Here is a 24,501-nt window from a genome sequence, read left to right on the forward strand (position 1 = left end):
CCCAATATGAATTTCTGAGTGACATGATTCCAGAGCCTAAACTAGGTGGTCGTCCCCGTACAGTCAATATGTGGGAGATTTTCAACGCAATTTTCTATGTGTTGTGCGAAGGGGTACAATGGCGAGCACTACCGAGTGACTTTCCAGCATGGCAGACTGTATACACTTATTTCCGTAACTGGCGCATTGATGGGACATGGTTGAAGCTTCACGACAGCCTGCGAGAGTGGTTCAGAATCGAGCAGCAGCGTCATCCCAGTCCATCAGAAGCGATTATCGATAGCCAAAGTGTGAAAAGCACCGCGATGGTACATGAAGCGGTGGGCTATGATGCGGGCAAACAAATCAAAGGACGCAAGCGGTTTATGAGTGTCGATACTTTGGGGTTAGTATTGCGGGTATTGGTCACAGCCGCCAGTGTTGGAGAACGAGAGGGAGGTAAACAAGTACTCCAGAAGGTAAAACAGATGGGTAAAAAGGTGTCCCGTTTGACAACCATTTGGGTCGATGGCGGCTTTGACGGTACATCGTTCATGATGTGGGTGATGGACTTCTGCCGTTGGATTGTGCAAGTGGTGCTGCGACCAGAACAAACTAAGGGTTTCGTGTTGCTCAAAAAACGTTGGGTGGTGGAGCGCACTTTCGGCTGGCTAATGGGGTGTCGGCGATTAGTCAGAGACTATGAATTATTGCCCCAAACCTCCGAGACTTTTATCTACCTTGCCATGATCCGTATCATGGTTAGGCGGCTGGCATAAAATCTCACCCTTCAAAACTTTTCAAACATCCTCTNNNACCTCCGAGACTTTTATCTACCTTGCCATGATCCGTATCATGGTTAGGCGGCTGGCATAAAATCTCACCCTTCAAAACTTTTCAAACATCCTCTTAGAGGTGTTAAGTACCATAGATACAGATAAGTTACCAACTTCGTTAGGTCTGTTCTTAAGTGTAATCTATAAGATGCTGTTGTAGTACGGAAATCACCCAATGATTTTAGTTGAGGCAATTCTTCATGCGGTCGGGCTTTATAATTCTTCAAGAGTTAAATTTAAGCTTTATTATTTCTGCTTCTTCAGGAAGAAGGTAAAAATTGATAAACCCCTTTGAAAAAGCTTAAAAAGGGGGTTATGGGATCTATTCTTAGTGCGACCGCGCTTTTATTGTCCTCTCATTCTGGCTTTGTATTCTGCATAATAGTTGCTGAATTTCCAGAATTCGACAATTAGATGCCGCACGGAACGATAGCTTTTTTTAGCAAAATTGTAGGCTTGCTGTCTGTGGCTAACAGGTGCGCGATCGGTATTTTGATAAGAAGTTTCTCTCATGTTTTTCTCCTAAAAATAATCACAGTTTCTGACAAAATTAGCGGTAATATCTTTGCTCGATCCAAGAACGCATTTCTGCTTCAGAACCAAAACTTGTTGACTCATTTGTATTTGGATCGAATGCTTGCCACCATGTATTGCCTTGGCGATCGCGGCGTTGCTTTACTTGTAGTTCGTTGCTTTGAAATAACCAAGCAAATAAATGTTGCAAAAATCTGGTAATCTTGGCATAGTCCCTTGGCTTTGCCACAATAAATTTAGTTTGAGATTTACGGTCAGTTGTTTCATTTCCAGGGGAAATTAAGTAATCGCAATTAGCTTTCATAGTTTAAGGTAATTGAAAGTAAAAATAAGTCTTTGCTTTGCGGCACAAATCTAATCTAACAACTGTTAATTCTGATGACAAAGCAATCTATGCATAGTTGTATGAATAAAATCGATAGCTCGAAAATAAGGTAAGTTATGAATGGGTGGCACTAAGCTAAATTCTCAAATCGTTTATTATTGGAGCCATGCTTGAGCTTAACAATAGTCAGATCAAACTCTCCCAACTGCGAGCATTATTGGCAGTAGCCGAATATGGTAATTTTAGTGAAGCCGCTTTACGCTTGGACTTGTCTCAATCAGCAGTCAGCCACGCGATCGCATCATTAGAAGATGAATTAGGAATCTTATTATTCTCTCGCGGTCGGCAAGGCGCAATTCCCACCCCCGTAGGGGAACAGGTAATTGAATACGCTCGGCAAATCTTGCAGCTGTTGGAAGAGATGGTTGCCGCAGCAAAGTCAGAAAAAAGCTTGCAGAGTGGCACTGTCAGAGTTGCTTGTATACGGAGTGCAGCCACCCATATCTTACCGTCTGCGATCGCCCAGTTTCGCCGCCGCAGCCCAGGAATTGCGATCGACATCTTAGAACATTTCGACCACTTAGATGTAGAGCAAGCTATACGCGAAGGTCAGGCTGACGTTGGTTTTACCCACCTTCCCACCAGTGCAGAATTTGAGGCTTGGGAAATTTTGCGGGATGAATATGTCGCTCTACTACCACCGTCTGCTCATCTTAAGCAAAATCAGTGTACGTGGGAAGAACTATTTGCTTATCCATTAATTGTTCCTAGTACCAATAATGCGTGTTTTACCACGCTCCGCAACCACCTACTGAGCGCAGGTATTCGGATCGATAATCAGGTTGCTTACCAAGTTAACGAAGACTCTACATCTGTCAGTATGGTATTACAAGGTCTAGGCGCAACAATTATGCCACGGCTAGCAGCAGAACCAATCCCGTCAGCCTTACGGGTGTGTAGCTTACCAGTCCCCTTAGAAAGAGTCATTGGGGTCGCTGTATTAGCAAATACGCTGCTAACTCCAGCCGTGTTTTCCTTTTTAGACGTGCTACGCGGTGTCGCATCTCCTCCGGTGAAATGTGCGTAATTCAGTTATCAGTTATCAGTTATCAGTCAACCATTAACCGTCAACTACCAATGACTAATGACCGATAATACTAAAAACTTGTTGCTCTAACTTATCGCACGACTGGCGTACGAGTCTCAGTCCTTCATCTAGAGAAATTTCGCCTGTGGAGGTTTGGAATTCTTGCAGAAGTTCCGCTTCTGTAGTTTCATATTCACCGAGATCGGAGCGCATCTTCGTCAAAAAAGTTATTCCTTCACCGTCTTGAGTCGCAAATTCAAATATGGAGTCGAGATAATCCTTAACCTCCCGATTTTTCACTCCTTCGGTTACGGCTGCATAAAGCAAGTCGTTATCTAAATATTCAAATTCTGGTACGTCTAACCGATCGCCATTTAATTGAAAAGTCTTGACTCCTGCTTTCGGTCTGACGGTTAAATTCTCGCGTCTGACTCTCGCACCAGCATTACTCACTAAAGTTGCGATCGCCAATATGCGATCGGGATAGTTACTATCCGTACCGCGCAATTCGATCGTCCCAATCTTGTTAAGCCGGACGCGGTTCCATGCTGTTTTTAACAAGCTACCTCCCGCCTCAAAAAACAGGTGGCGTTCTACCCCAGCGCGATCCATTGCTGATAACCAAGCATGGTAGCGTGAAAACTGTAACTCGACTAATTCTTCCACATTGTGAACGTAAGGCTGAAGTCCTCCCACTGCTTGGAGATGGGTGTAAACTCCTTCCCAGCCGAAAATATCTCGTCCTCGGTAATGTACGGTATGCGCTGACACATTCATTCCCCGTCCTTCGTAAAACGGACAAGCGCGGGAAAGTGCGATGAGTGCAGCGTCTAAAGCTGTAGCTAGATTGAAGAGATTCAGGATTTCCGCTTGGGCTGCTGGCGTAGCGTCGTAAGATATCCCTATACGCGGATCGATCGCCCCTGGCGAGACTTCTAAATGTATGTGCGTACCCGTACACCTACCTGCGTGTAAGAAGCGATCGTAACCCACGGTACGCAGTTGAACGTGATACCATAGCTTATTACGAATTATCGGCATGACATGCAAGGGATAAGTAGACAAGGGATAGAGTCTCAAATCCAATTCTTGCCCCGCCTGAATTGCTATTTGCAGGTTACTTAAATACTCTTGAGCGAGTTGAGTTACCGAAGTGACAGGATTTGTATTAATTTCAACAATATGCTTAACCCATTCCGGTGCAAAACAATCTGGATTGCTGCCTTTTTCAGTTGCGATCGCCTGACAGCGCGATAAAAACTCATCGGCACGATGAGCAATTGCCCCAGTTTTATCGACGAGGAAAAACTCTTGTTCAAATCCGAGTCGCCGTATTGCTTCTGTCATGGCTAAAATCTCTGCAATTTAGTTTTCCACCTCTACTGCAATGATTTCACGATCGCTGATAATTTAAAGTATCTAAGAGATAGACTTTGGCTACCGAGCTAAAATATCTCTCTTACGGCGTAAATTTAACGCGCTCAATGATGTTAAGCCTAAGATATTAAGCCCAATATTCCGGCTGGCAAAGATCGATCGCTAGTGCGATTAAATTGGCAAAATCAATCTTGACAACTAACAACCAAAAACGTGTTTGTTCTCGCTGTCTTTGGCTACCCCCAAAAAAGGCAATTCGCCAAACTGTAGCAGCTAGAGGTAGCCAGGGATAAGTTTTTCTCAGCAGTCGGAACCACAGAGGACAAAATTGGTTTGGCATCGGTGTTATGAAGAAGGCAGAAGTACGGAGGCAGAGAGCAGAAGGGCATGGTATTATCACATCCAGATTCGCATAATATCGAACGTTCGTTATTCAAAAAGTCAGACAAAAGCGATCGCCTGTACGTTTAATTCCTGTCGCCACTGCGATACAGGTTTTTCCCAAGCCTCTTCCCATTTTTGAGCAATAAAGGGTTTTGCAGACATACCCATTTTCCAACCTTGAGCGATGGCTTGGAGTAGTTGGGGTAGTTCCTCTGGATGCATCAGCGTGGTACTAACTAAAGCATTAGCAATCAACATACCAGCCAAAGGCAACCGAAATTGTGCCAAGTAAAATGCTTGCAAACCAATTTCAGCAATTTCTGACGTACCAAAACCTGTAACAACGTGCCAAATATCGTGAGTCTGCTGCCAACGATATTCAATGTAGCTGGTATCGGCATCTATTTGTACTTCGGGATCGATGCGATCGAATCCTTGTTGTTTCAAACTAGAAGCGTAAGCGTAGCCAAGAGAATCTTGAGGATATCGCAACAGCGCGTCAAGATCGTGAGCTGGAGCAATGTAGCGTTCTTTTAACATTGCTGCTACTTCTGGATTTGCCTTCATTGCCTCTGCTGCTAACTCAAAAGCACGACTGTGTATCAAGCAGTGGCTTAATTCATCAACAGTATCTAAATTTTCTGGCTCGAAAAGTAGGAAGAAGAAGGCTTTCATTGCCTTGAGAAATCGAAGGTGATGCGAAATGCTTTTCCAGGTTTGAGAACTGAGGGATTGCATAGTTGTATCTCCTTGTGGAGACGTTAGCTGTAACGCCTCTACGATAGAATATGAATAATGTTCATATTTATAAAATACGAACATCGTTCATGTTTTGTCAAGTATAGATGGCAATAAATTCTCAAAAAAATGCTCGAATGCGGCGAAAACCCCAGCAGGCGCGGAGTCAAGAGCGAGTCGATCGCATATTGCATGTAGCAGAGCAGATGTTTATTGAATCAGGGTATCAGGATACAACCACAAGAGCGATCGCTTCCCGTGCTGAAATTCCTGTAGGTTCGCTGTATCAGTTCTTTCCCGACAAAGCTGCAATTTTGAAAGCATTAGCAGCAAAATACATAGAACAGGAACGACAGATATTTGCCGACTTGCATACTGAAGAGGCGATCGCATTACCATTATCTGTATATGTAGAAAGAGTTCTCGACACATACGATCGCTTTTATAGTAACAATCCTGGTTATCGAATTGTCTTCGAGCAGTTATTGAAGGCAATGCCAGAAGTTCCACTTTCGATGTATGAAGAGATGGAAATACCCCTTACCGCTGAGTTGCAAAAATTTCTAGCGCGGAGAAAACCAAGTTTAGATCCGGCGCAGTGCGAGTTAATTGCCACTATTTCTGTAGAAGTTGTTGGGACTTTGCAGTGGCTATCTTTGCATCGAAATGAGGCATTCCGTAGTAAGGTTATAGGCGAGACCAAGAAATTGATCTTGAGCTATTTAAAGTTATATTTAGATGAATAAAATAATAAATAGCTTAAGATTGTTTCCTCGTCATTTCAAATAAATGTTGAGCATTTTGTCCCAAAAAAGCATCAAATAACACTTTCTTTCCTGATGCTTCTACTGGGTAGCGTTCGGCAATTTCGTAATAAGCATAAGTCCAAGGAATTTGAATCAATTTCCCAGTCACATCATCTATGACTGTCACCATCTCTTTCACTGCATGGGTTGCAGTCTGACGCAAACCAACTTCTAAGCTACCTTCAATTTGGGCTTTCATCGGCACTCCCAAAGTAGCTAAGCCGTTAGCTGTAGTCTCTATATCTGGATATTGTAGAGCGTGCTGGCGGTTGACGTAGCCAGTGAAATGATTGACTGCATATCCATGTAATAATACCCAAGCTCCATATTGGGTAACTCGATTAACTGCTTCTACCACAGATTGTTTGGGAGGCGACCAAGGACGGGTGAATACGCCTTGGAGTCGATCTATAATCAGCTCTATGTCGATTGGTTTCGTTGGATTAGTAGGCATTGCCAACCCTACAGAGGCATCGCTGACAGATTGGTAAATGAGAGATGCGATCGCCTCTGGTAATTCTTCTACAATCAATTCACTGATGAATAGTTTGGGTAGATCGAACTGTTCCTGCTCTGGGTGTTGATAGTGGCGAGCATATAAATTCTGTGCGGGAAAAACATATTCTCCCGCTACCTTATATCCTAAAGTCTCGGCAACACTTGCTAAATACTCAATGCCTAAATTCTGCGTTCCTTCAGGTGTATCAATATTTAACCGCAGCGAACGAAAGGCAATATGGTCGTTAGCAACCGTACCACCTGCTTGTAAAATCATTTGTTCGTAAACTTGAGCGTAGCTGACTCTAGCACGGTATTGTTGCCAGAGTCGATCCCAAAGATGAAGGGCAATTTCAGTTTGCATAGCGCGATGTAAGTCGTAAGTCGTAAGTCGTAAGTTGAGATTCACTGATAACTGATAACTGATAACTGACAACTGATAACTGTCAACCGTTTCCTCACAAGTTCCTCAAATTCTATTTCTATATTAAATATCAAGTCATCTGAGTCATCTGTGAATGACGGTAGTGTGACTGGTAGATGCTACGCCTTTGCGCTGATAGAGTTCCGCACGTTCTATGGTGGTGAGTGCGGAACTTTTTTATAATTTGTCATTAGTCATTAGTCATTAGTCATTTGTTATGGTGATAGTAAGAGCCAAATTTTGGCTTTTGACTTTTGACTTTTGACTTTTAACTTTGTACATATTTGTTCAACTAACTTCATTCGGTTGAAACAAACTCACAAGATTCTCAACTTTTCTACTTAGTGTAAAAGTAGACATATTCCGGGGAGAGTCTGATATGGAAAGCTTCGATTTTGTCATTATGGGAGCTGGACTAGGAGGACTGTCAGCTGCCGCTTGTTTGACTCGACAAGGATATCGAGTAGCAGTTTTAGAGCAGCATTACTTAGCGGGAGGATGCTGTCATACATTTGATTATGGGGAATATAGATTTTGTGCGGACGTTCACTATATTTCTCAGTGTGGATCGGGTCAGGCGATCGCGCAATTTCTCAATTACATCGAGCGGGATGTCCCCTTTGTTTCCCTCAACCCTGATTGCATCGATCGCGTCATTGCTCCAGAAATTGACTTTAAAATTCCTCTAGGTTGGGAAAATTTGCGTCAGCGTTTGCTCTCAACTTTTCTAGAGCAAGCCACGCCAATTAATCGCTATTGTGACGAGATTAAGCAAGTACACCAAGAGATTCGCAGCCTAGTTCAAGAAGTCCGCTGGTACAATCGCCATCTCTCAGATTGGCTGAAGTTACCCAAGTATTGGAATTTATTTGTGAGGCGAAATTGGACGCTACAAGATCTCTACAATCATGTTGGTTTGTCACCTGCACTGCAAACGATATTAGCAGGACAGAGCGGAGACTATGCTTTGCCACCCGAGGAAATTGCGCTGTTTACTCATACTTCTTTAGTATGGGATTACTCGGAAGGAGCCTATTACCCTCAGCATCACTTCAAACACTTGGTTGATGAGATTGTTGCAGCCATTACCTCTGGTGGTAGCGTCGTGCAATTTTCAACTCCCGTAGAATATATCGAAGTTGAAGACCGTCAAGTCCAAAAAGTCATTGCTGGAGGTAGAACTTATCAGGCTACTCGTGCTTATATCAGCGACCTAGACCCCAAGTTAACTTTACAGTTAATGCGGGAAACTGTCGAAGAATTAAGTAACCGGGAGCGTCAACGCCTGACTGGTTACGAATATTCTGCTAGTGCTTTTAATATTTATTTAGGTTTAGATAGCCGCTTCGAGCCAGAAAAATATGGGATTGGCAATTGGAATATTTGGTATTATCCCAATGGCGATTTAAATCAAGCCTATCGCCAACAATTGCTGGGTGACTTACACCATCCTTGGATTTTTCTTTCTTGTCCTACGATGAAATCTCCAGCAGGTGGTATGGCTCCGCTAGGACATCACGTATTAGAAATTGCTACTGTGTGTCCCTACGAACCGTTTAAACAGTTGCACTCAACAGATCTTAAAGCTTATAAGGCGAAAAAACGGCAATTTTATCAAGAAATGATGACAAGCGTGCGAGATTTAATTCCTGATGTAAATGCTTATACTCGGATGAAGATTTCTGGAACTCCCACTACCAGCGAATACTATCTCGGACAACCACAGGGAAACATTTACGGTGCGAAGTTAATCCCCAAGCAAGTCGGTTTAAATCGTTTGGGATATACAACTGAATTGCCAAATCTTTTCTTCGTCGGTGCTAGTGCTGGATATCCCAGTGTCCCAGGTGTCATTGGCAATGGTATGGATGTGGTTGAATTAATTACAGGTCAATCGGTCTGGAATCGAGCTAACGCTTCTGAACTATTAATTAAAAGATAGTTTATCTCTCCTGGGTTGTTAGCTGTTAGCAGGGAGAATGGACACAGTGACCAGTTGTCAGTTATCAGTGACTAGTTGTCAGATACTAGTTACCAAGGTTTTTAGTTGCGATCGCCAGTTATTGTCGAACTGGTCGCTGTCCTAACCTCTAACCCCTAAACCCGATATATGAGCATCAGTAAGCAAGGAAAAATAATTGCTCTTTGGATAGTATTTCTATTCGGAACAGTTTTTCACACGCAGTTGGCTTTAATGCCGCTGCTGTATGGTGAAAATGTAGTGATGCTTAATACTCAGGGAAAAATGCCTGTATTCGAGTCATGGTTAATGTTAGGCATGTTTATCTTACCAGCGATCGCAATTGTAGTGACTGCATTTAATAATTCGAGACGATACAGACTCATACATTTTTGCATGACAGTTCTGTTCACTGTCATAAATTTTATTCACATTGTCTTCGATCTATCAGTGCAACCGATCGTTTGGCATCAAATTGTTTCGATCGTCTTGTTATTTGTGAATGGGCTATTGTTAAATATTGTTTCTTTGCAATGGTTGCGAGAGCGAGATAAAAGTCCTAAACTTCGCAAGAAAGTGACTGTTAAAGCAGTCAAAAATCCCTAGTTGTAAAATTTGAAAATCAAAGCCTAAAAAGCTACTTGTTTTTGTGAGTATAGACGATCGCAATAGAGCATCCAACCCAATCCAAATAAACTCGATAGAGAACCTGCGATCGCAGCTTTGACACCCCATCCCACGGGTCCCAGCCAATCATTAATTTCGTTTAAAATCGCCGTACTAACTTTAGCAACGACATAGGCTGTCCCCACCGCGCCAATAGTAACCATACCTAACTCAGCCAAAATTTCTAATAGATTTTTCTGTGATAGATCTTCCTCAAAATAGATTTTCCAAATTAAGGTGTACATGCCAATATCAGCAGCAGTTAAGACAAACTGTTTTGGCATTTCTGCGCCTGGAGAAGGGAGAGCTGACACAGCGCCACCACTAGCAGCATAACCCGCGATCGCTAAAACAGCTTCGATTCTCTTTTTACCTTGTAGATCCATGATTATCTCCTTGATGATTGGTAATTGGTCAGAGATCGGATTGTGTCCTCATCCCATCCTAAATTGCTTTCATTACTGTTTAATATTAGCTAGAGCGATCCGATCGCATTCCTGCTTGTATGGGGTCAAATCCTGGGGGAAAGTGAGTGGTATCGGGGTCGTAATCTGCTTCGCGTAAGTCTGCTGTTTCTAGTTTGGCGTGACGTAAATCTGTACCAATCAAAATTGCTCCGCGCAAATTGGCTCCGCTGAGATTAGCTTCGTTGAGGTTAGCATAGCTGAGGTCTACTCCTCTTAAGTTAGCGCCGCTTAAGTCGGCTCCACTTAGTTCGGCATAACTTAAGTCTGCACCCTTCAAATCGGCAGCTTTAAGGTCAACTGCGCTTAGTTCTATACTTGTAAAGTCGCGTTTTCCAGCCGCATATTGGTTTAAAAGTTCGGCTGTATTGACAATTGGGTTGGGGATGACTTCAGACATGGACTAATCTCACAGTTGTATAGTTAAAGGTTTTATTTCTATTTTAAAGGCAAAAAGAATAGTTGGTAATTTTGTAGTTCGGTATAATTTTGTCACGCAAAGACGCAGAGGCGCAAAGGGTAATTAGTGCTTTTGCAATTTGACAGGGAAATGCAAGCCAATCGATTTATATTATGTGTTGTTTAAATAGAACTTATGATGATAATTCGTGCTGAAGCTGTTGAAGATTATACTAATATTTTTAAGGCAAATAAACTTGCATTTGGGCGAGAAGATGAAGCAAGATTGGTTGATAATGTTCGTCAATTAGCTAATTTTAACCCCAAGTTATCTTTAGTAGCAATTGCAGGCGATCGCCTTGTCGGGCATATTTTATTTAGCGAAATTGCGATCGCCAGTCCTCAAGGTGAGTTTACAGCATTGGCTTTGGCTCCATTAGCGGTTCTGCCTCAGTTTCAAAATCAAGGTGTCGGTTCTCAACTGGTGAGAGCAGGATTGAAACAGTGTCAGATTTTAGGATACAAAATTGTGATAGTTCTGGGTCATCCAATCTTCTACAGTCGCTTTGGTTTTGTACCTGCGATAAATAAAGGATTGCGATCGCCTTTTTCAGTTCCAGATGAGGTATTTATGGTACTGGAACTCGTACCTGAGGCATTAACTGGAATTAGCGGTATGGTGAAGTATTCATCTCCATTCGACCATGTTTAAAACGATAGCAGCAAACGTGAAATATAGATTTTGCCTAGTTTCTAGACTTGCTTAAATTCCGTGGCTTTTGCCGATGACCCAATGACGGCGGAAAAAACGCGATAAAGTCGATTCTTCTAAGGATAAATAAATCGGACGACCGTGGGGACAGGTGCGGGGGTTACGGGTGCGCTGCCACTGGTTGAGTAGCGTTTGCATTTCTTCTAAACTCAAAGGCGTACCGTTACGGATGGCACAGCGACAAGCAGTCGCTACTTGAGCCGCTTGTAAGTCTCCACCCAAGCTTAATTCTACTAAAGCATCGGCGCAGTCATCGCGCTGTACTAGCATTGCCGGGGCGCTGCGGACTGCCCACAAGCGATCGCCAAACGGTTCGACTTCTAAGTTCAACCGTTGCAATTGAGCTATTTGAGCCAGCGACAGATGATTCAGAATTACTGGCGGTTCTAGGGGGATGAGTTGCCAGCGATCGCAGAGTTGCTCGTACAAGACTCGCTCGTGGGCGATGTGCTGTTCTACCAACCACATACCACCAGGATGTTCTACCAAAATATACATATTGTGTACCTGGGCGATCGCTTTGAGATAATGGTAATTGGTAGTTGGTAGTTGGTAGTTGGTAGTTGCTCCCTCAGCTCCCTCAGCTCCCTCAGCCTCCTCAGCTCTCTTTTCCCGACTCCCGTTTTCTGCGATCGCCCGACTCGTACCATATACGCCTTTTTCTTCCGCGACTTTAATCAGTTGAGTGACTCGTGTATGATGAGCCGAGTCAGACACGCTGTTACTATTGAGGCGCAGTATTTGTTCTATAGCGCCTGTCGTGTGTTCTTGCCAATGACTCAGATGATGTAGGTAAATTTCGGTTTTCGCTGGCTGACGGTTCCAATCGATCTGCCACGGCGCAACTCGCAAATGGAGAAAACAAACTGGATAGCGATCGCGGGGTAAAGTCCGTGCCATCGCTGAAAAGATCGTTTGTTCCAATTCTGCAAACTTCACCATTCTACCGTTCACCGCCACCCTCACCCAATCTGAACGATGACGATGACAGCGATCCGGTAAACCCAAAACCAATTGAAGAAATGAGTGGTGAGAATTCGGAATTCGGAATGCAGAATTCAGAATGAATTTTGAATTTTGAGTTGTTTCCTCAGCTCTCTTCCCCCCTGCTCCCTGCACCGAAGCGCTCCCTGCTCCCTCAAAAGGAGTCGGCACTTCAACCTTAAGATACTGCAAATCGTTCAAACTGACTTGGCGCAGCATTTGTGGTATTAAGTGCTGGGTAGTAGCTCCAGGGGAGAGGGTAAACCACTCGCGATCGTCTTGCCAGACTTGCCAGGTGACGTGAGGATGACACAGGGCAATTTGCTGAATTGTATTTTGGATCGCTCTGATTTGTTGACTGAGAGAAGGCATTCCCTGACGGCGTTCTGCCCAAGTTGCGAATAAATTGGAGACGGTGACGACTGTACCAGGAGCGATCGCCACTGTTTCTGTCTCTATCGCTTCGCCGCGATCGCAGTATTTCACGCGCCATCCCTCGCCAGCCTCGGCAGCACGGCTGAAAATTTCTAATTCAGCAAGTTGAGCCAGACTATGCAACGCCTCGCCACGAAACCCCAAACTTGTAACCTGCCACAAATCTTCACAATTGCGTATTTTGCTGGTGCTATGGGCAGTAGCACACGCTTGTAAATTCTCCAAATCCATGCCACAACCATTATCGGCAATGCGAACGCGCCACTGTTGCGGATAAAGGTAAATAACTATTCGCGTTGCTCCAGCATCCAAGGAGTTTTCTGCCAGTTCCCGCACGACAGCAGCCAGAGAATCAATGACTTCTCCAGCAGCAATGAGATGCACGACTTCAGTAGGTAAAGGTAAAATCCCAGGTGTCATAAGATCTAGTCTAATGGAGCGCTTGGTGACAGCGAGCAGTTGTCAGTTATCAGTTATCAGTGGCGATGAGAGCTAGTGGCGAGATTCTTTATCTAGTTACCAGTCACCAGTCACTACTGACTTTTTATAAACATTTTCTAGGATTTACGATTGATGGTGACGAAATGTGGTTCCATTACTGTAGATAAGTGTTGCAACAGAGATTGCAACAAATTTTACCTGCAAATACTTACAAATATTTAAACAATTGAGAGTGGTAAGCCTATGGCTGAGTGTCACTTTTTGAGTCTGCTAGTCTATCTTTCGTAGGATATTTTGAACGTTCTTTCTAGAGAAAGATCGTTTCAAGTTGTGTTTGTTGGTAAATTACAAAACAATGCAATTTGGAAGGAATTTATTATGAGTAACAATCCTTTAGGGGGTGTGATTCCGCCACAACCACCTATTGATGCTCAATCAAATGCTCACGCGCTAAAATCTCGTTTAGAATGGGGCGAACCTGCTTTCACAGTTATTGACGTGCGTAACCGCGAGGCTTTCAACGACGGTCATATCATGGGTGCTATGACAATGCCAATAGAACAATTGGTAGAGCGAGCAAAGCCTGCTTTGGCTACAACTAGAGACATATATCTATATGGCGAAACCGACGAGCAAACGGCTGAGGCAGCTCAACAACTTCGCAACGCAGGGTTCGAGCATGTGTCAGAACTCAAAGGTGGATTACCAGCATGGAAGGCGATTGGTGGTCCAACAGAAGGTATAGTCGAATCGCAAACCCCTCCTGGTGCTGATGATTATAATGTTGTTGCCCGCGTGCAAAATCATCTAGAAACTCAACAAAAAGACGTGTAATTTATTTGCTTGCCGAGCGATCGCGTTAAGCAATCTAGGGAATAAAAACACTCCCACTCCAAAATTGTTCTGGGGTGGGATATTTATCTTCAGGTTGGCAACCGTTTACCAGCGAGAACGCAGTCTCCTTAGACGATCGATCGCGTGGTACAAAATTGGCGATCGCGGCTCTTAAAATGCTCTACAGTAAAATGCATTGATGCAATTGATACTAGGAGTCGCGATCGTGCCAGCAGCAGTAGGAGTCATTGAAACTTTGGGTTTTCCAGCAGTGCTAGCCGCAGCAGATGCAATGGTGAAAGCAGGCGAAGTCACCCTCGTTTACTATGGGATTGCCGAAAAAGGAGAGTTTTTAGTCGCGGTTCGCGGTAAAGTAGCAGAGGTAAATCGATCTGTAGAAGCAGGAATTGCAGCTGCAAAAGAAGTGTTTGGCGCTCAAGTCATCGCTCACTACATCATTCCTAACCCGACAGAAAACATAGAAACGGTATTACCAATTCAATACACTCAAAAAGTGGAGCAGTTCCGAACGTTTTAAGGCGACTGGCGATGAAAGTAAGGATGCGATCGCCTGTCAGAGCTTATTGTCAAAATTAGGAATAAATATCTATTGACAAATGAGAACTGACACAAAGTGCTTTCGCTCTGTCAAAATATAGGATGAGCATTTATAGAATGTATTTCTTAAGCTCTATACTTTAAATTCTTGCCACGATCTATATTGGGGAGATAGCAGTGCCACAGGCAGTTGGATCGATTGAAACGAAAGGTTTTCCTGCTGTGCTAGCCGCAGCAGATGCGATGGTTAAAGCCGGAAGAGTAACTTTAGTTGGTTATATTCGAGTTGGTAGCGCTCGTTTCAATGTTAACGTGCGGGGTGATGTCCAAGAGGTCAAAACCGCTGTTGCCGCAGGAATTGAGGCAATAGAAAATGTATACGGAGGCACGCTTGAATCTTGGGTGATCATTCCGCGCCCGCACGAAAACGTAGAAGTTGTACTACCCATCGGCTTTACAGATGAAGTCCAGCGCTTCCGCGACTCAGTGGAACGACCGATAATTCAAAGATAGGGAGCAGGGAGCAGGGAGCAGGGGGAAGAGAGCGATCGGGAGCTGAGGGAGCGATCGGGAGCTGAGGGAGCGATCGGGAGCTGAGGGAGAAAGAAATTTAAAATCTCCACACCCCACACCCCACACCCCACACCCCACACCCCACACCCCACACCCCACACCCTTTCTTGATTGATAACTGTTCCCTACTCCCTCTTTTTGTGACTCGGATTTCAATTATTATTCCCACGTTGAATGAAGCAGGCTGTATTGGACGTACTCTGCGACAGCTAAGCATACTCGATCCTCCAGCGTGGGAGGTGTTAGTTGTCGATGCTGGTAGTGAAGATGGTACGGTTGCGATCGCTCAAGCTGCGGGAGTGCAAGTTTTATTCTGTACCGATCGAGGGCGTGCAATTCAAATGAACCAGGGGGCAAAAGCTGCCACTGGAGAAATTCTTTGTTTCATCCATGCCGATACTTGGGTTCCAGACGATCTCGTCGAGATAATCGAGCAGACTTTGGCAGATCCTGGAGTTGCAGGTGGGGGTTTTGTTTCCCTCATGGCAGGTTCCTCCAAAACTCGTTGGTTGATGTCTCTGCACAATTTTCTCAAAACTTATTACGCGCCGTTACTATTTCGTCCCCACTTATTTTTTCAGGGTTTGAGGTTACTATTTGGCGATCAGGCGATTTTCTGTCGTCGAACTGATTTTTGGCAATGTAGTGGCTTCGATCGCACTCTGACAATTATGGAAGAAGCCGATTTCTGCTTGAAATTAGTGCGGCAAGGGCGCATCCGGCAAGTCAATCGCATCGTTCAAAGTAGCGATCGCCGTGTTGCCCGTTGGGGATTCTGGAAAGCAACAGCAATATATCTATATATTGGTTTTTTGTGGGGGTTTGGTATTTCCCCCACATATTTAAAGCGACTGTATCGGGATATTCGGTAAGTGGTCATTTGTCATACCCTTCGGGAAGGGCTTCGCCCTATGTCATTTTTCATTTGTTGTTAGTTGACATCTGACAGTTGACTGCTTCACTAATAGTTAGTAGTTAATGAATTCTTACCTGTATACTGTGATCTCTTCTCTCCCTCAGCTTCCTCAGCTCCCTCAGCTCCCTCAGCTCTCTTCCTCCGTCCAGTCATAACCATTTCTACTCTAGTAGGGGCTGAGACTAAACCTCGCCGCATGGGACGTACGGGGCGGTTGTTGGCTAGCGAGAGTTCTAAGTTAGATAAGATGGTAGCCAAGACGAGTTTCATCTCAAACAGAGCAAAAGCTGCACCAATACAGCGCCGCACGCCGCCACCGAAGGGTAAGTACTCGTAAGGAGAAAATTGCCGTTCTAGGAAGCGTTCTGGCTTAAATTGCTTTGGTTCGGGGTAAAGGTCTGGGCGATGATGGGCGAGATAAATGCTACCTACTAATACCGTACCTGGTTCTAACTGTTGTCCTAAGAGAGTAACGGGCGATCGCACGACTCTAGGAAAAGTGAGCATTCCGATTGGATAGATCCGCAGGGTTTCGGAACAGACGGCGTTGAGATAGGGTAGTCGCACGATCGCGTTATGGTCTGGTGTATCGCCTAGACTATCGAGTTCTGCCAGCAACTTTTGCCGGACTTCAGGCAGTTTGTGAATCCAATATAATGCCCATGTCAAAGCTGTAGCCGTGGTTTCGTGACCTGCAACTAGCAAAGTTATCAACTCATCGCGTAATTCCTCATCTTTCATTGGTTCTCCGGCTTCATCCCGCGCCGCCATTAGTAAGCTAAGGATATCGGTACGCGCGGGATCGGGGTTGGCGCGACGTGCTTCTATTTCAGTTTGGAGGATTTGGTTGAGGTGCTGTTTTTGACGTAAAAACTTCCGCCACGGACTCCACGCACCAAGATCTCGTTGTAAGAAGGGAAAGAATAGTTGGCTGGCTTTGAGGGGCGAGTTCGTTAACTCCAGCATATCGTAGAGGAGTTTTTCAATCTGTTGATAGGATTCTCCTTCTCTCAAGCCGAAAACAGCCTGCAAAATGACGTTGAAGGAAATGGCTTGCATGGAATCACGCATGGAGAAAGGCTGATTCGGGTTCCATCGGCTGATAACTTGTTGGGTAATCTCGGTAATGATGTCACCGTATGCCTTCATTCGATCGCCATGAAAAGGAGGAACCATCAGTTGGCGATGGCGGCGGTGGCGATCGCCACTTTGCATCATGACTCCAGAATTTCCTAATAATGGAGTCAGAATTTCGTTCATTTCTCCAGGTGCATCGAACTGCTTGTAAGTATCGTTGGTTAATATTTCCTGTAACAGTTGGGGACTGTTGACGTAAACAAGGGGACGATAATTTAAACCTACCTTGAGGGTAAACCAGTCACCATAACGTTGAGCGCAAGACTCCATTAAAGCAAAGGGATTAGCAATCCACTGTATCAGTTGAACGAGCGGTGGAGTTTTTGGACCTTGGGGTAGGAACATAATTTCTGTCTCTAAATCTCTTTCTAAATCTTTTTTATTGTTACGCCAGCCTTAAGTAGTCAAAATATAGATACTGCATTACTGAAAATAATCTACCGCAAGCAGATGTAGAGTCAACCGCGATCGCCTTAAACTTTCCTAGCGTTTTCTCGTTGGCGATCGCTATGGTGGATATTTATATTCTCGATTTGTTTGTCATTGGGGTACTACTGCTAGCAGTCACCCTTGGTTCGGGTTGGATTTCCCGCTTACCTTTTTCTTTTGCCCTCATTTACTTAGTTGTAGGAATTATTCTCGGTCCCTACGGCTTCAAACTCATTCAAGTACAACCAAATACAGAGTTTTTGCAACGGCTGACCGAATTTGTCGTGATTGTCTCGGTGTTCAGTTGCGGCTTAAAAATGAACCGTCCCTTACAATTGCGAGCATGGCAAATTACAGCCAGATTGATCGGGTTGCTCATGCCCATTTCAATTGTAGCGCTGGCAGCAGTAGGACATTGGTTATTGGGGATGAATTGGGGTGCAGCCGTGTTACTGGGTGCAATTCTCGCCCCTACCGATCCCGTATTAGCTTCAGAAGTACAGCTAGCAGACATTGACGATGAGGATGAATTACGTTTTGGTCTGACTTCCGAAGGAGGTTTGAATGACGCACTGGCATTTCCCTTTGTCTATTTTGGCTTGCATTTATTCAAAGACCCCAATTTAGATAACTGGTTTAAACAATGGGTAGCCGTAGATTTAATTTGGGCGATCGCATCTGGCATTGTGATGGGAATTGCCGTAGCTAAAGCTATTACTTGGCTCGATCGCAAGCTACAAAAACGTCGTCCTGCTGATGTTTTGATGGAGGATTTTGTTGCTCTAGGAACGATCTTGATTACCTATTCCTTGACAGAAATTGTTAATGGTTATGGATTTATTGCTGTATTTGTAGCGGGGTTAGTCGTCCAGCGAAATTACGCAGACGATCCAGAAAAACGCGAATCCGAACTAGAATTCGTCGAACGAATTGAAAAGTTAATGGAAGTCGGAACAATTCTGTTACTGGGGTCGCTGTTGAGAATGCAACCCTTGTGGCAATATCTCGGAAATTCACTGATTGTGGCAGGTTTATTACTCTTTGTCATCCGTCCCGTAGGAGCATGGATTAGCACGATTGCAACAAATCCTCCGGTAGAATGCGATCGCCGTCGCTTGCATCCTGCCAGTCGGTGGTTATTTGGTTGGTTTGGTATTCGCGGTGTTGGTTCTTTGTACTATCTCTTCTACGCTTTTGGTGAAGGTTTAAAAGACAGTGCGGCAGAACAAATTGCCTGGATTACTTTCACGACAATCGTTATTTCTGTCGTTTTACATGGAATTAGTGCCACACCTTTAATGAATTGGTACGAGCGTAGAATCAGAGGGAAAAGCAGACGAGCAAAACACGCAACTCTACCCGAACAAAGCGAGTAAATACTGCGTAGAGACGGATCGCGGTCCGTCTCTACATCCGTGCTATTTTGCAATTTTTTCCAGTAAACCTTTTGTCTTATCTTTGAGACTAGTTTTCCCTTCTTGGGCTTGAGCATCAATATTTTTGATATTAGCTTTCAGGTTAGGATCGAAATTTCGATTAGAGTTAGTAGTCCTTGCTTGTTTTGCCTCTTCCATTCTTCCCGTGGCTTCGCTATATTCATATGCCCGCTCGATCTTTTCTTCTGGAGTAGGTTTATACTCTGGAGGGATGAGTTTTGTCTCTTCTAAAGTGGCTGCATAAACTGGCGAATAGTTCGCGATCGCCATGCCAAAAAAGCCAAGTAAACTCACGAGAAATAACAGTAAAAGCTTTTGCAAAAGTGCTTGTTTTAGATTGGATAAAATCCCACGCATAACAGTCTCTCAAAAATTTTGACGATGAGAGCAGCTTACATTTTTTGCTATATCTATTCCTTCTATCAAAGGAAGCATAATATTACCATTTCCCATTCAATGTAGGTAGGGGCGCACAGCTGCGCGCCCCTACTTCATTCACAACCATTGCTGCTGAATGTGAATATTACGACTTGCCATAGTTTGTTCAAATAAATCTGTGGGTAAGGCTTGTTCTACAGTCGAAACGCCGGGGTGCTTGAGCTTACCTGATAATAAAAGTTGGGCAATACTACCAGTACCGCAGCCAGCAGCGATCGCGGTGTTATCGTGAATCAACGTCGAACAATAACTCGCCTGCTGTCCGTCTTTTAACCCAGTGACTTCGGAACGAATTGCCACTCCAATTCCGCTAAAACGATTGGTCACATCAGTCATAAAGTGGCTGACATGGGATAAAAATTCGATCGCGCTGCGCCGTTGCATCCAGGATTTGGGGAAGACATGGGCAGCAATCCAAGTGAGATGATTGTAAAAATCGGGAACGGAACCAAATTTGGTAATTACGGTTTTGACGGGGAAGGCTTCCGGTAAGGTAAAAGCTTCTGGCATATCAAACCAGTAAACGCCAGATTTACCATAAGGTGCGGGAAAATCTACGACTTCGCGATCGCTATATGGCTTAATTTCCACCCACTGACCGTCAATCCAAGCGGTGAAAGGCTTCTGCAACCCCAAAAATGTCGTTCGCATCACCGTTACGCCAGCACCTCCAGAACCTGCTACTAAGTAACTGAGGTGGATGCGTTCTGGCTGGTCTAATTTTTCTACTCCCTGACGTACCATGCTGTTTGAGATTCCAGGGAAAACGCCTGTATTGACGATTGCTGTCACCCCAGCAGCTGAAGCCGCTGGAGATAAATCTAAAGCTTTGCGGGTAAAAGACCGATGATCGCTGACATCGAGATAATCTATACCCGTTTCGATACAAGTTTTCAGAACGCTAGCGTCACGGAAATGAAACGGTCCGGCACAATGGATGACGAGATTGGAAGAAGCGATCGCTTCTCTTAATTTGGCTTTGTCTGCTATATCTAATGCTAGCGATCGAACCTGAGAACCCAGCTGCTTGCTGACTGAGGTTGCTGTATCGGGGTTACGGCTAGTGATGGTAATTTCTGCTGATGTATAACTGGCAATGTCTTGGGCTACACTGCTGCCGATTCTTCCCCTGCCACCAAGAATTAAAACTCGATCTGTCATCAATCCAGAGTTATTACACCTTTTCTATTTGAACAGATTTTATGCCCGCTCTGCCTCGGTAGTAGGTATGAGTTTGGTTTTACCTCTATCACTGTCTGCCAAACCAGTTTTTTATCTTTGTCAAAAAACCAGAACGGCGGCGAGGACGGATACGCGGTGAATTTTGAGGATCTACAGATGGTAGTCGGTTAGCAGCAACAGAAACAGCATGTTTTGTTGGCACAATTTCAGAACCATATTTACGGGCATAAACTTGCGTAAATTCAGCCCCTAAAAAGAAAACTTGGGCAGAATAATAAATCCACACTAAAAGAACGGCAAGGGAACTAGCTGCACCAAAAGTCGAACTGACGGCTGCACTACCGAGGTACATACTCAATAATGTTCTGCCAATTGTGAATAAGAAAGCCGTTGTTGCCGCACCAACTAAAACATCTTTCCAAGCTATTTTGACATCGGGCAAGATAACGTAAATCATCGCAAATAATAATGTCATCAAGCTAAAAGAAACGACAAAGTTGAGGATAGATAATCCAGTGGCTAAACCGGGTATCCAACTATTCATAAAGCTGCTAAATGCTGCTAGTGCCGTACTCAACAATAGGGATAATAACAATAAAACGCCAATCCCTAAAACCATGCTAAATGAGATCAGGCGGCGGCGAATTAATACCCAGATTCCTTGTCCTGGTTTTGGTGCAACTTCCCAAATTGTATTGAGTGCGTCTTGCATTTCACCAAATAAACCTGTCGCACCTAACAGAAGTGTAGCAATACCGACAAAAGTTCCAGCAATACCCGTTCTAGTTTGGTTGACATTAGCCAGTGCAGTTTGTACGACTTTTGCCCCCGCTTCTCCTACTAAATCTTGAATCTGGGTGACAATTTCTCCTCTAGCAGCTTCTTCCCCGAATACTGCACCTGCCACGGCGATCGCGATCATCAGCAGTGGTGCGATCGAAAATATCGTGTAATATGCTAAGGCTGCTGCTAGCCGCGATGCTTTATCCTGGTTCCACTCCTGAAATGTCTCTTTTAATAATTCTCCAACAGATCGCAAGTGCATTGTTTGTCTCTTGTTGGTAGTTGGTCAATTATGCCTACACTTGAACTAAACCAGTTGAGATCTCTCAACTCCCTAGTAATTCGTAGGCTGAAGAAAATCGCTTTTGTCGCAGTCAAAAAGCAAAATGGTATGGATTTATTGTAAGCTAGCTAGCCTGAGTTTTTATATCACAAATTTTTCCTATACCCAATCAAGTAGGTATTTTTATTTAAATATTTTTTTATGAATACAATTTAATTTCGGAGTGATTTATTATACAGTAATTGGAGTTTGAGATTCAGTATTGTCAGCTTGAAGAGGAAAAACTAAAAACTTTTCGCGATCGCTCAAACATTTTTGCGAAACCATGTCCGGTAAATTGGGTAAGATAAGTGCTGTTTTTCTGAGAAAGGTACTCGTCCACTTTCTAATCCAATAGTGCTGCATTTGATTGATAATCTCTGCATCGTTGCCCGTAAAAATGAATTCAGCATTCTCATTCATCTGAAAGTATGCCAAACACTCAATCTGTTTGGGACGAGTAGAATCCCAATATTTTATTGTCGATTTTCTTCCCATATAAGTACTTGTAAATTTACTTAAATGGTTGAGAGCATTCAATAATTCTAAAACTATAATTTTTTCTTTTTGTTTGATCGACACGCTCTGAGTGCCATCGCATACTTGAGAAACTGTCTGTGAAATTGGCTGCGCGATCGCGCGAACGAGAGGAAATTCTTTAGCTAATTGCTGAAATATAGTAATTGTTTGTTCGACATCTTTTTTGAGTACAGTTTTTAATTGTAGGTTAGCGATCGTTTTAATTGCCGCTAGTCCCATACTAGTCAAAACTAACAAGGTAACTTGCGAACTCACTTTATATGTATAAACGTAATTTGTGTGAATCGGAAATTCAAAAACATCAAATGCATCGGGATTTTTGATGATGTTACGGATAAAATTATGATTGAGAAATTCTTTGACTTGCCATTGTACAGTTTGCTCTTTCAAGCATAGGTAAGATTTTGGTTGCTCTTGAATGAGAATAATTCCTAATCCCACTACTCCTGGCAAGTTGAGAAAATTCTTAATAGTTGTCTCAATCATGGGGCAATAATCCTTGTCATATTAGCTGAAATCATCCTCTATTATTGATTCTTCAGTTTGAGTTTACAGGCAAGATTTGATAAGGTTATACATAAATAAAAATAGCTTATTTTGTCAGTAGACTATGAATAGAAAAACCATAACCGATTAGTTTAAGGAGAAATTCCTTTCTTCTCAAGGTAGATTTTACTGAAAATACCTCTGAGGGTAGAGGCGGTGTCACTTATGTCGGTAAATCCACGGAAAATATGATTAATTTTATCAAAAAATAATAGGGTACGCGATCGGCGCACCCTAGCAATGTTGATTAGGTTTCAAACAATCGGACAAATTTTACCTTCATCGCCTCAAGATAAATATTTGCGTGAAGTAATATTCACCTTTTGAATTTCTAGAAACACCAACACCAGTTAGGTTGTAACTACCTACGATGTTCCGTTGGTGTCCAGAACTATTTAACCAGCCTTGAACGGCATTAGCAGCAGGATCGGCATAACCTTGATTATAAGCAACATTTTCTGCCGCTCCTCTATAGGGAATGACTTTGGCAATCTCTTGCACTCTCTGCTGAAAACCATTATGGCTGAAAGGAACTGCACCACTCGCCATATTTTGACTGTGAATTCGGGCTTGATTGCTAATGGTATTGTCCCAAGTTAGAGGAGCTAAATTACGTCCTTGACGATACTGATTAATTCGGTTGAAAACAGCCCGTTCTATGGAGGAAGTATCAGCCTGAGCTAGGATAGTCGTATTAGGTTTCGGCTTTGCAAGTATGTTTTTCTTAGCGATCTCCCGGTGAGAAGTAGGGGTTTTAGCGTTAGCCGCAATTGTTGTTCCAGCGGTGAAAATGACTGAACACAAGGCTAGTTTGAACAAAACAGAATGCTTCATGCAATGAGTTCCAATGAAAGAATAAGCAAGTGAAACTGAAAATTTTCAGGATGAATCGCTGCTAAAAGAATTAGCAGGCAAGTTTATTTTCGAGACTGAACTGTTGCTAAAAGAATTAGCAAATGTACAGTTTAATCTAATGCGGTCACTCTTGAAACTTTTTGCAGAAAGATTTAAAATTGACTGCAAAAATATAGTCTATAAATCTATTCAACTTTATCTCTAATTAGCTAACAAGCGAATTATTACTGAAGCTATATATCGAAGTAATTTTACTGAAATCTCAGCTACAGCGATTTTGTTTAAGTCATAAACCGATTGCTGTATTTGTTGATAGTTAATGGGTTAGCTGTTAACACTCGGTATATAGCAATTCTCCTTCCGATGAGATACGTTCGTAGGGACGCACATCTGTGTATTGATGTCAACTTAAAGAGCGATCGCCCAAATCTGTTGAGTGCGATCGTCAATTTGACTACGGCAGAAAGATCTCCCCAACCCATGCCAGTCGCACGGCAGTCGCTACAACGGGGGAACCCCCCGCAACGCGCTGCCTCCTCAACGGGGGGCGACGAAGTCCGCGATAGTGCCACCCCCGCACGCGACTGGCTCCCCTTAAAAAAAGGGGCGATAGAAAATCGTCTGCAACATAGCTTGAGTGAAATAGGGTAATGTCACGAAAAATTGACATTTGGATAGAGGTAGGCGATCGCAATCGACATTATGTCATAAATTCATGACATAACGATCCCCAAAAACTGATACCTACGTGGGATCGATTGAAATCGGTCTTTTCACAACGATCTTGCTAAGAGTTTTTCTGCTACAAATAGTTAACAAAGCGATCCCCGCGATCCCAAAAAA

At 43.6% G+C, this 24,501-nt stretch carries 27 protein-coding genes; 12 read left to right on the plus strand and 15 right to left on the minus strand.

Translation table 11 applies throughout. The features are described 5' to 3' along the window. Positions 1–758, plus strand: a 758-nt coding sequence (locus QH73_RS04855) for an IS5 family transposase (RefSeq protein WP_132866748.1), incomplete at its 5' end; no start/stop codon positions are given. 402 nt (positions 759–1,160) lie between these two features. On the opposite strand, the gene QH73_RS04860 is transcribed toward QH73_RS04855, so the two are convergent. Then, positions 1,161–1,328 (minus strand): hypothetical protein, encoded by a 168-nt coding sequence (locus tag QH73_RS04860; RefSeq protein ID WP_165587618.1) that lies wholly within the window; start codon positions 1,326–1,328, stop codon positions 1,161–1,163. 37 nt (positions 1,329–1,365) lie between these two features. After that, on the minus strand, positions 1,366–1,653 hold the full coding sequence (locus QH73_RS04865; RefSeq protein ID WP_063777334.1) for a hypothetical protein: 288 nt from the start codon (positions 1,651–1,653) through the stop codon (positions 1,366–1,368). A gap of 187 nt (positions 1,654–1,840) precedes the next feature. On the opposite strand from QH73_RS04865, the gene QH73_RS04870 reads away from it, so the two are divergent. After that, on the plus strand, positions 1,841–2,761 hold the full coding sequence (locus QH73_RS04870) for a LysR family transcriptional regulator (protein WP_039715452.1): 921 nt from the start codon (positions 1,841–1,843) through the stop codon (positions 2,759–2,761). A gap of 54 nt (positions 2,762–2,815) precedes the next feature. On the opposite strand, the gene QH73_RS04875 is transcribed toward QH73_RS04870, so the two are convergent. From QH73_RS04875 to QH73_RS04885, 3 genes are all read right to left on the minus strand, one after another. Further along, on the minus strand, positions 2,816–4,108 hold the full coding sequence (locus tag QH73_RS04875; protein ID WP_132866647.1) for a glutamate-cysteine ligase family protein: 1,293 nt from the start codon (positions 4,106–4,108) through the stop codon (positions 2,816–2,818). Positions 4,109–4,265: 157 nt separating this feature from the next. Next, a complete protein-coding gene (locus QH73_RS04880; protein ID WP_039715453.1) occupies positions 4,266–4,478 on the minus strand; it encodes a hypothetical protein in 213 nt (70 codons plus the stop codon). Between the two features lie 101 nt (positions 4,479–4,579). After that, a complete protein-coding gene (locus tag QH73_RS04885) occupies positions 4,580–5,260 on the minus strand; it encodes a Coq4 family protein (RefSeq protein ID WP_039715454.1) in 681 nt (226 codons plus the stop codon). A 107-nt stretch (positions 5,261–5,367) separates the two neighbouring features. On the opposite strand from QH73_RS04885, the gene QH73_RS04890 reads away from it, so the two are divergent. Next, positions 5,368–6,006 carry a TetR/AcrR family transcriptional regulator gene (locus tag QH73_RS04890; RefSeq protein ID WP_039715455.1) on the plus strand — a complete coding sequence of 213 codons (639 nt, stop codon included), beginning with the start codon at positions 5,368–5,370 and terminating at the stop codon, positions 6,004–6,006. A gap of 13 nt (positions 6,007–6,019) precedes the next feature. On the opposite strand, the gene QH73_RS04895 is transcribed toward QH73_RS04890, so the two are convergent. Further along, a complete protein-coding gene (locus QH73_RS04895) occupies positions 6,020–6,928 on the minus strand; it encodes a DUF1338 domain-containing protein (protein ID WP_039715456.1) in 909 nt (302 codons plus the stop codon). Between the two features lie 439 nt (positions 6,929–7,367). Here QH73_RS04895 and QH73_RS04900 point away from each other — a divergent pair, with 439 nt between their 5' ends. Together QH73_RS04900 and QH73_RS04905 are read left to right on the plus strand one after the other, a co-directional pair. Beyond that, the gene (locus QH73_RS04900) at positions 7,368–8,930 is read left to right on the plus strand and encodes a phytoene desaturase family protein (protein ID WP_039715457.1); all 1,563 of its coding nucleotides are present in this window, start codon (positions 7,368–7,370) and stop codon (positions 8,928–8,930) included. A 168-nt stretch (positions 8,931–9,098) separates the two neighbouring features. Further along, the gene (locus QH73_RS04905) at positions 9,099–9,554 is read left to right on the plus strand and encodes a hypothetical protein (protein ID WP_039715458.1); all 456 of its coding nucleotides are present in this window, start codon (positions 9,099–9,101) and stop codon (positions 9,552–9,554) included. Between the two features lie 23 nt (positions 9,555–9,577). Here the strand turns inward: QH73_RS04905 and QH73_RS04910 are convergent, their stop codons facing one another. Continuing rightward, positions 9,578–10,000: a hypothetical protein gene (locus QH73_RS04910; protein ID WP_039715459.1), complete on the minus strand. Its 423-nt coding sequence runs from the start codon at positions 9,998–10,000 to the stop codon at positions 9,578–9,580. Between the two features lie 85 nt (positions 10,001–10,085). Continuing rightward, positions 10,086–10,478 (minus strand): Alr5209 family pentapeptide repeat protein, encoded by a 393-nt coding sequence (locus QH73_RS04915; RefSeq protein WP_039715460.1) that lies wholly within the window; start codon positions 10,476–10,478, stop codon positions 10,086–10,088. Between the two features lie 195 nt (positions 10,479–10,673). Here QH73_RS04915 and QH73_RS04920 point away from each other — a divergent pair, with 195 nt between their 5' ends. After that, complete coding sequence (locus QH73_RS04920) at positions 10,674–11,189, plus strand: GNAT family N-acetyltransferase (protein WP_052290023.1); 516 nt, start codon at positions 10,674–10,676, stop codon at positions 11,187–11,189. A 51-nt stretch (positions 11,190–11,240) separates the two neighbouring features. Here the strand turns inward: QH73_RS04920 and mutL are convergent, their stop codons facing one another. Beyond that, positions 11,241–13,088, minus strand: coding sequence for a DNA mismatch repair endonuclease MutL (gene mutL, locus QH73_RS04925; protein WP_039715462.1), 1,848 nt, complete (start codon positions 13,086–13,088; stop codon positions 11,241–11,243). A gap of 399 nt (positions 13,089–13,487) precedes the next feature. On the opposite strand from mutL, the gene QH73_RS04930 reads away from it, so the two are divergent. From QH73_RS04930 to QH73_RS04945, 4 genes are all read left to right on the plus strand, one after another. Next, on the plus strand, positions 13,488–13,943 hold the full coding sequence (locus tag QH73_RS04930) for a rhodanese-like domain-containing protein (RefSeq protein ID WP_039717415.1): 456 nt from the start codon (positions 13,488–13,490) through the stop codon (positions 13,941–13,943). A gap of 226 nt (positions 13,944–14,169) precedes the next feature. Continuing rightward, positions 14,170–14,481 carry a carbon dioxide-concentrating mechanism protein CcmK gene (locus tag QH73_RS04935; RefSeq protein WP_039717416.1) on the plus strand — a complete coding sequence of 104 codons (312 nt, stop codon included), beginning with the start codon at positions 14,170–14,172 and terminating at the stop codon, positions 14,479–14,481. Between the two features lie 191 nt (positions 14,482–14,672). Continuing rightward, positions 14,673–15,014 (plus strand): carbon dioxide-concentrating mechanism protein CcmK, encoded by a 342-nt coding sequence (locus QH73_RS04940; RefSeq protein ID WP_374189015.1) that lies wholly within the window; start codon positions 14,673–14,675, stop codon positions 15,012–15,014. Between the two features lie 200 nt (positions 15,015–15,214). Next, on the plus strand, positions 15,215–15,946 hold the full coding sequence (locus QH73_RS04945; protein ID WP_039715464.1) for a TIGR04283 family arsenosugar biosynthesis glycosyltransferase: 732 nt from the start codon (positions 15,215–15,217) through the stop codon (positions 15,944–15,946). Positions 15,947–16,035: 89 nt separating this feature from the next. Here the strand turns inward: QH73_RS04945 and QH73_RS04950 are convergent, their stop codons facing one another. After that, positions 16,036–17,472, minus strand: coding sequence for a cytochrome P450 (locus QH73_RS04950; protein WP_052290024.1), 1,437 nt, complete (start codon positions 17,470–17,472; stop codon positions 16,036–16,038). Positions 17,473–17,636: 164 nt separating this feature from the next. Here QH73_RS04950 and QH73_RS04955 point away from each other — a divergent pair, with 164 nt between their 5' ends. Next, entirely contained in the window at positions 17,637–18,932 is a 1,296-nt protein-coding gene (locus QH73_RS04955; protein ID WP_039715465.1) for a cation:proton antiporter, read from the plus strand. Between the two features lie 42 nt (positions 18,933–18,974). On the opposite strand, the gene QH73_RS04960 is transcribed toward QH73_RS04955, so the two are convergent. The 5 genes from QH73_RS04960 to QH73_RS04980 all read right to left on the minus strand — a co-directional run bounded on the left by QH73_RS04960 (position 18,975) and on the right by QH73_RS04980 (position 23,637). Continuing rightward, positions 18,975–19,349, minus strand: coding sequence for a hypothetical protein (locus QH73_RS04960; protein ID WP_039715466.1), 375 nt, complete (start codon positions 19,347–19,349; stop codon positions 18,975–18,977). Between the two features lie 138 nt (positions 19,350–19,487). Continuing rightward, a complete protein-coding gene (locus tag QH73_RS04965; protein WP_039715467.1) occupies positions 19,488–20,591 on the minus strand; it encodes a saccharopine dehydrogenase family protein in 1,104 nt (367 codons plus the stop codon). A gap of 88 nt (positions 20,592–20,679) precedes the next feature. Next, entirely contained in the window at positions 20,680–21,657 is a 978-nt protein-coding gene (locus QH73_RS04970) for a YihY/virulence factor BrkB family protein (RefSeq protein WP_039715468.1), read from the minus strand. A gap of 252 nt (positions 21,658–21,909) precedes the next feature. Next, positions 21,910–22,743, minus strand: a complete 834-nt coding sequence (locus QH73_RS04975; protein ID WP_039715469.1) for a hypothetical protein — start codon at positions 22,741–22,743, stop codon at positions 21,910–21,912. A gap of 339 nt (positions 22,744–23,082) precedes the next feature. Continuing rightward, positions 23,083–23,637: a CAP domain-containing protein gene (locus tag QH73_RS04980; RefSeq protein ID WP_039715470.1), complete on the minus strand. Its 555-nt coding sequence runs from the start codon at positions 23,635–23,637 to the stop codon at positions 23,083–23,085. Positions 23,638–24,021: 384 nt separating this feature from the next. On the opposite strand from QH73_RS04980, the gene QH73_RS04985 reads away from it, so the two are divergent. Further along, positions 24,022–24,309 (plus strand): hypothetical protein, encoded by a 288-nt coding sequence (locus QH73_RS04985; protein ID WP_132866649.1) that lies wholly within the window; start codon positions 24,022–24,024, stop codon positions 24,307–24,309. The last annotated feature ends 192 nt before the right edge of the window (positions 24,310–24,501 follow it).

This window comes from Scytonema millei VB511283, assembly GCF_000817735.3.
Taxonomy (GTDB): domain Bacteria; phylum Cyanobacteriota; class Cyanobacteriia; order Cyanobacteriales; family Chroococcidiopsidaceae; genus Chroococcidiopsis; species Chroococcidiopsis millei_B.

Coding starts and splice junctions, on each gene's coding strand:
- QH73_RS04930 (WP_039717415.1), top strand. CDS start 13,488: ATGAGTAACAATCCTTTAGGGGGTGTGATTCCGCCACAACCACCTATT.
- QH73_RS04985 (WP_132866649.1), top strand. CDS start 24,022: ATGAGATACGTTCGTAGGGACGCACATCTGTGTATTGATGTCAACTTA.
- QH73_RS04895 (WP_039715456.1), bottom strand. CDS start 6,928: ATGCAAACTGAAATTGCCCTTCATCTTTGGGATCGACTCTGGCAACAA.
- QH73_RS04905 (WP_039715458.1), top strand. CDS start 9,099: ATGAGCATCAGTAAGCAAGGAAAAATAATTGCTCTTTGGATAGTATTT.
- QH73_RS04865 (WP_063777334.1), bottom strand. CDS start 1,653: ATGAAAGCTAATTGCGATTACTTAATTTCCCCTGGAAATGAAACAACT.
- QH73_RS04920 (WP_052290023.1), top strand. CDS start 10,674: ATGATGATAATTCGTGCTGAAGCTGTTGAAGATTATACTAATATTTTT.
- QH73_RS04960 (WP_039715466.1), bottom strand. CDS start 19,349: ATGCGTGGGATTTTATCCAATCTAAAACAAGCACTTTTGCAAAAGCTT.
- QH73_RS04910 (WP_039715459.1), bottom strand. CDS start 10,000: ATGGATCTACAAGGTAAAAAGAGAATCGAAGCTGTTTTAGCGATCGCG.
- QH73_RS04900 (WP_039715457.1), top strand. CDS start 7,368: ATGGAAAGCTTCGATTTTGTCATTATGGGAGCTGGACTAGGAGGACTG.
- QH73_RS04950 (WP_052290024.1), bottom strand. CDS start 17,472: ATGTTCCTACCCCAAGGTCCAAAAACTCCACCGCTCGTTCAACTGATA.
- QH73_RS04880 (WP_039715453.1), bottom strand. CDS start 4,478: ATGCCAAACCAATTTTGTCCTCTGTGGTTCCGACTGCTGAGAAAAACT.
- QH73_RS04965 (WP_039715467.1), bottom strand. CDS start 20,591: ATGACAGATCGAGTTTTAATTCTTGGTGGCAGGGGAAGAATCGGCAGC.
- QH73_RS04875 (WP_132866647.1), bottom strand. CDS start 4,108: ATGACAGAAGCAATACGGCGACTCGGATTTGAACAAGAGTTTTTCCTC.
- QH73_RS04870 (WP_039715452.1), top strand. CDS start 1,841: ATGCTTGAGCTTAACAATAGTCAGATCAAACTCTCCCAACTGCGAGCA.
- QH73_RS04890 (WP_039715455.1), top strand. CDS start 5,368: ATGGCAATAAATTCTCAAAAAAATGCTCGAATGCGGCGAAAACCCCAG.
- QH73_RS04980 (WP_039715470.1), bottom strand. CDS start 23,637: ATGAAGCATTCTGTTTTGTTCAAACTAGCCTTGTGTTCAGTCATTTTC.
- QH73_RS04885 (WP_039715454.1), bottom strand. CDS start 5,260: ATGCAATCCCTCAGTTCTCAAACCTGGAAAAGCATTTCGCATCACCTT.
- QH73_RS04915 (WP_039715460.1), bottom strand. CDS start 10,478: ATGTCTGAAGTCATCCCCAACCCAATTGTCAATACAGCCGAACTTTTA.
- mutL (WP_039715462.1), bottom strand. CDS start 13,088: ATGACACCTGGGATTTTACCTTTACCTACTGAAGTCGTGCATCTCATT.
- QH73_RS04975 (WP_039715469.1), bottom strand. CDS start 22,743: ATGATTGAGACAACTATTAAGAATTTTCTCAACTTGCCAGGAGTAGTG.
- QH73_RS04860 (WP_165587618.1), bottom strand. CDS start 1,328: ATGAGAGAAACTTCTTATCAAAATACCGATCGCGCACCTGTTAGCCAC.
- QH73_RS04955 (WP_039715465.1), top strand. CDS start 17,637: ATGGTGGATATTTATATTCTCGATTTGTTTGTCATTGGGGTACTACTG.
- QH73_RS04970 (WP_039715468.1), bottom strand. CDS start 21,657: ATGCACTTGCGATCTGTTGGAGAATTATTAAAAGAGACATTTCAGGAG.